This window comes from Pseudomonas sp. 18.1.10, from assembly GCF_024655625.1.
GTDB lineage: Bacteria > Pseudomonadota > Gammaproteobacteria > Pseudomonadales > Pseudomonadaceae > Aquipseudomonas.
Window position 1 is genome coordinate 1 of sequence record NZ_JANLGL010000331.1, and the last position, 4,387, is coordinate 4,387.

Below are 4,387 nucleotides of genomic sequence, written 5' to 3' on the forward strand. Positions count from 1 at the left end.
CGGTGGGTCAGTCAATGATACTGTGACTGAAAGACCGCATTCGCGAGCAAGCCCGCTCCCACAGTTTTTACCGCGTTACAAATTGAGGGTCAGGCTGACGGTGAGGTTGCGTGGTTCGCCCGGGTTGACCCAATAGTTGCTGTAGGACCGCTCGTAATACTTCTCATCAAACAGGTTGTTGAGATTCAAGCCGACCGTCACATTCTCCGTAGCCTTGTAATGCGCCAACACATCCACCGTGTGATACGCCGGCAGCTCAAAGCGCGTACCCGCCTCACCGGAACGATCCCCTACATAGGTAAACGCCGCCCCCACGTCCGACCCGCGCAACGCGCCATCCTGGAATTCATACACCCCCAACAGGCTGCCGCTGCGCTTGGCCACGCCAAGGATGCGGCTGCCGGCGGGAATGGCTTTATCGCCCTTGGTTACTTCGGCATCGATGTAGGCAAAGGCCCCAATCACCCGTACGGCATCCGTCACTTGCCCGGTCAGTTGCAGGTCAAAACCCTGGCTGCGGGCTTTGCCCATGGCGCGGTTGAGGTTGGTGGCCGGGTCCAGCGTGAGCACGTTTTCCTTCTCGATATGGAACGCGGCGAGGGTGGTGCTGAGGCGGTCGTCGAACAGCTCGCTCTTGATTCCCACTTCGTAGCCCACGCCTTCTTCCGGCTTGAAGCCCTTGTTGTTGGCGTCCAGCCCGCTGTTGGGTTTGAACGAGGTGGAGGCGTTAGCGAACACGCCGACTTGCGGCGTGAGCTGGTACAGCAGGCCGGCGCGCTGGGTCAGGGCGTCGTGGGTTTGCTGGGTCGGCGGGGTGTTGCCGATGTAGTTGTCGATGCGTTGTTCGAAATGCTCGAAGCGCGCCCCGAGCATGCCGCGCAGGCGGTCGGTGAAGACGATCTGGTCTTGCAGGTTCAGCGCGTGGCTTTTGGTCTGCTCGAAGAAGTCGGTGCCGCCGCGCGCGCCGTTGGGTTTGGCCTGGCCGTAGACCGGGTTGTAGAGATCGATGGCGTAGGGGCTGCCGGCAATCGCAGTCACGCGTTCCTTCTTGCGGTAGTCCTCGTACTCCGTGCCTACCAGCACTTCATGCTGCCAACTGCCAATGTCGAACAGGCCGCGCAGTTCCAGCTGGGTGATGCTGTCGTGCCAACCCATGGAGCGCTCGCGGTAGCGGCGGTTGAGGGTATGGCCATCGGCGTTCAGCGCGCGGTTTTCCGAGGCGTCGCCCCATAGGCTGCCTTGTTTGTAGTGGCTGGCCAGGCGCAGGCTCCAGGCATCGTTGAGGTGATGTTCGAGGGCGGCCTGGAGGCGGTTGTTGTGGTTGTCGATGTCGCCGTCGTTGGGCTCGCCGAGGAAGGTGGAGCGTGATACGCCGGGGGCGGCGACGATGCCGCGGTCGAAGGTGGAGCTATGGCGCACGAATTCGCTTTCGACGAGCAGGGTGGTGTCCGGGTCCAGTTGCCAGCTGAACGACGGCGCGACGAACACGCGTTTGCTCTGCACGTGATCGCGGAAGCTGTGGTTGTCTTCCACCGCCAGGTTGACCCGCGACAGCACCTGGCCTTCGCTGTCCAGCGGGGTGTTGACGTCGAGGGCGGTGCGGTAGCGGTCCCAGCTGCCGGCGCTGGTTTGCAGGGTGGTGAAGGCCTCGGGTTGGGGCTTCTTGGTGACGATATTCACCGTGCCGCCAGGATCGCCGCGCCCGTACAGGCTGGCGGCGGGGCCCTTGAGCACTTCGATGCGCTCGATGTTGGCCGCGTCCGGGGTGCTCGGGTAGCCACGGTTGGCGCTGAAACCGTCCTGGTAGAACTCGGACGTGGTGAAGCCGCGCACGCTGTATTCGTAGAGCGTCAGGCCGCCGAAGTTGTTTTGCTTGGACACGCCGCCGGCAAACTCCAGGGCGCGCTCGACGCTGGTACTGCCCAGGTCCTTGAGCACCGTGGCGGGAATCACGCTGATGGATTGTGGGATGTCGCGCAGTGCCGTGTCGGTTTTGGTCGCGCTGGCCGAACGGGTGGCGCGGTAGCCTTTGACCGGGCTGGTAGCGGACTCATAGGCGTCGGTGGTGACGCTGATGGTGTCGAGTTCCAGGGTGTTGTCTTCGGCGAAAGCGGGATCAAGCAGTAAACCCAGGGCCAGGCCAGCCAGGGGGGCAATTCTTCGAGACGGCATGATAGAGCGTTCCAATGTCGATATTGAAACAATATAACATGCCTAATGAGAATGAATCGCTATGAAATGTGCGCTTACAGGTGCCTGCGAACAGGCACCTGGGCGAGGGCGTTTATTCCTCTTCTTTCACCGGCGCCGGCGGTGGGCGCAGGCCGATTTCCGCTGACAACTTGATCTCTTTGCCATTGCGCATGACCAGGATGGTCACCTTGTCGGTCGGTTTGATCCGTGCCACCTGGTTCATCGACTTGCGGCCATCACCGGCCGGTTCGCCGTCGATGCTGAGGATCACGTCACCCAGTTGCAGGCCGGCTTTCTGCGCCGGGCCGTCGCGGAAGATCCCGGCGACCACGATGCCCGGGCGCCCGGTCAGGCCAAACGACTCGGCGAGGTCCTTGGTCAGCGGCTGCACTTCAATGCCCAGCCAGCCGCGAATCACCTGGCCGTGCTCGATGATCGACTTCATCACTTCCGTCGCCAGCTTCACCGGGATCGCAAAACCGATGCCCTGGGAACCGCCGGACTTGGAGAAAATCGCCGTGTTGATGCCGGTCAGGTTGCCATTGGCATCCACCAGCGCACCGCCCGAGTTGCCGGGGTTGATCGCGGCGTCGGTCTGGATGAAGTCTTCGTAGCTGTTCAGGCCGAGCTGGTTACGCCCGGTGGCACTGATGATGCCCATGGTCACCGTCTGGCCGACGCCGAACGGGTTGCCGATGGCCAGTGCCACATCACCCACGCGCAGGCCGTCGGAGCGGCCGAGGGTGATGGAGGGCAGGCTTTTCAGGTCGATCTTGAGCACTGCCAGGTCGGTTTCCGGGTCGCTGCCGACCACGCGGGCCAGGGTTTCGCGGCCGTCACGCAAGGCCACCACGATCTGGTCGGCGCCGGTGGTCACGTGGTTGTTGGTGAGGATGTAGCCTTCCGGGCTCATGATAACGCCCGAACCCAGGCTCGACTCCATGCGCCGTTGCTTGGGCCCGTTGTCGCCGAAGTAGCGACGGAACTGCGGGTCTTCAAACAACGGGTGCGCCGGTTTGTTGATGACCTTGGTGGTGTACAGGTTGACCACGGCCGGCGCCGCGATGACCACCGCGTCGGCATAGGTCACCGGGCCTTGCACCACCGCGTTGGTCTGCGGTGCCTGCTGCATGTTTACATCCAGGCTGGGCAAGCCCACCCACTGGGGATAACGCTGAATAATCAACATCGCGATCAGCACGCCAGCCAACAATGGCCATCCAAAAAAACGCAGTGCCTTGAGCATCAAGTAAGTCCTGACAGGTTGCAGGGGGCGGGAGAGCGCCCATAATGTCGCGCATTATACGAGGCTGTGAGTGCCTTCGAACGGGATATTTAGGAGTCTTTTATGGCCGTTGCCCTGAGCACATTAGTCGATGAAGCTGACCGCTACCTGAACAGCTCGAAAATCGCCGATTACTGCCCCAATGGCCTGCAAGTGGAAGGGCGCCCGCAGGTGATGCGCATCGTCAGCGGCGTGACCGCCAGCCAAGCCCTGCTGGACGCGGCCGTCGAAGCCGGGGCTGACTTGGTGCTGGTGCACCACGGTTATTTCTGGAAAGGCGAAAACCCCTGCATCACCGGCATGAAGCAGCGCCGCCTGAAAACCCTGCTCAAGCACGACATCAGCCTGCTGGCCTACCACCTGCCGCTGGACCTGCACCCCGATGTCGGCAACAACGTGCAGCTCGCACGCCAGCTGGACATCACCGTCGAAGGCCCGCTGGACCCCAATGACGCCAAGATCGTCGGCCTGGTCGGTTCCCTTGCCGAGCCGTTGTCGCCGCGTGATTTTGCGCGCCGCGTGCAGGAAGTCATGGGCCGCGAGCCCCTGCTGATCGAGGGCAGTGAAATGATCCGCCGCGTGGGCTGGTGCACCGGGGGTGGCCAGGGTTACATCGACCATGGGATTGCGGCGGGTGTCGATCTGTTCCTCAGCGGCGAAGCGTCCGAGCAGACCTTCCACAGTGCGCGGGAAAACGACATCAGCTTTATTGCCGCTGGCCATCACGCCACCGAGCGTTATGGCGTGCAGGCGCTGGGGGATTACCTGGCGCGGCGGTTTGCGCTGGAGCATCTGTTCATCGACTGTCCAAATCCGATCTAAGCCCCACCACAGAACTCATGTGGGTAGAGCTTGTGTGGGAGCGGGCTTGCTCGCGAAGGCGGTGGTTCAGTCAGCACATCTGTTTCT

Annotated in this window: 3 protein-coding genes; 1 reads left to right on the plus strand and 2 read right to left on the minus strand. The window is 62.3% G+C overall.

Translation table 11 applies throughout. The annotated features are described in order from the left end of the window. Positions 1-75: 75 nt before the first annotated feature. Together NUV89_RS27985 and algW are read right to left on the minus strand one after the other, a co-directional pair. Positions 76-2,172 carry a TonB-dependent siderophore receptor gene (locus tag NUV89_RS27985; RefSeq protein ID WP_257783868.1) on the minus strand — a complete coding sequence of 699 codons (2,097 nt, stop codon included), beginning with the start codon at positions 2,170-2,172 and terminating at the stop codon, positions 76-78. Positions 2,173-2,284: 112 nt separating this feature from the next. Next, positions 2,285-3,439, minus strand: a complete 1,155-nt coding sequence (gene algW, locus NUV89_RS27990; RefSeq protein ID WP_017735177.1) for a Do family serine endopeptidase AlgW — start codon at positions 3,437-3,439, stop codon at positions 2,285-2,287. Between the two features lie 102 nt (positions 3,440-3,541). Here algW and NUV89_RS27995 point away from each other — a divergent pair, with 102 nt between their 5' ends. Then, on the plus strand, positions 3,542-4,300 hold the full coding sequence (locus NUV89_RS27995; RefSeq protein ID WP_017735178.1) for a Nif3-like dinuclear metal center hexameric protein: 759 nt from the start codon (positions 3,542-3,544) through the stop codon (positions 4,298-4,300). Positions 4,301-4,387 lie beyond the last annotated feature (87 nt).

What these genes read in the sequence shown, in the direction of transcription:
- algW (WP_017735177.1), bottom strand. Translation starts at nt 3,439, where the DNA reads ATGCTCAAGGCACTGCGTTTTTTTGGATGGCCATTGTTGGCTGGCGTG.
- NUV89_RS27995 (WP_017735178.1), top strand. Translation starts at nt 3,542, where the DNA reads ATGGCCGTTGCCCTGAGCACATTAGTCGATGAAGCTGACCGCTACCTG.
- NUV89_RS27985 (WP_257783868.1), bottom strand. Translation starts at nt 2,172, where the DNA reads ATGCCGTCTCGAAGAATTGCCCCCCTGGCTGGCCTGGCCCTGGGTTTA.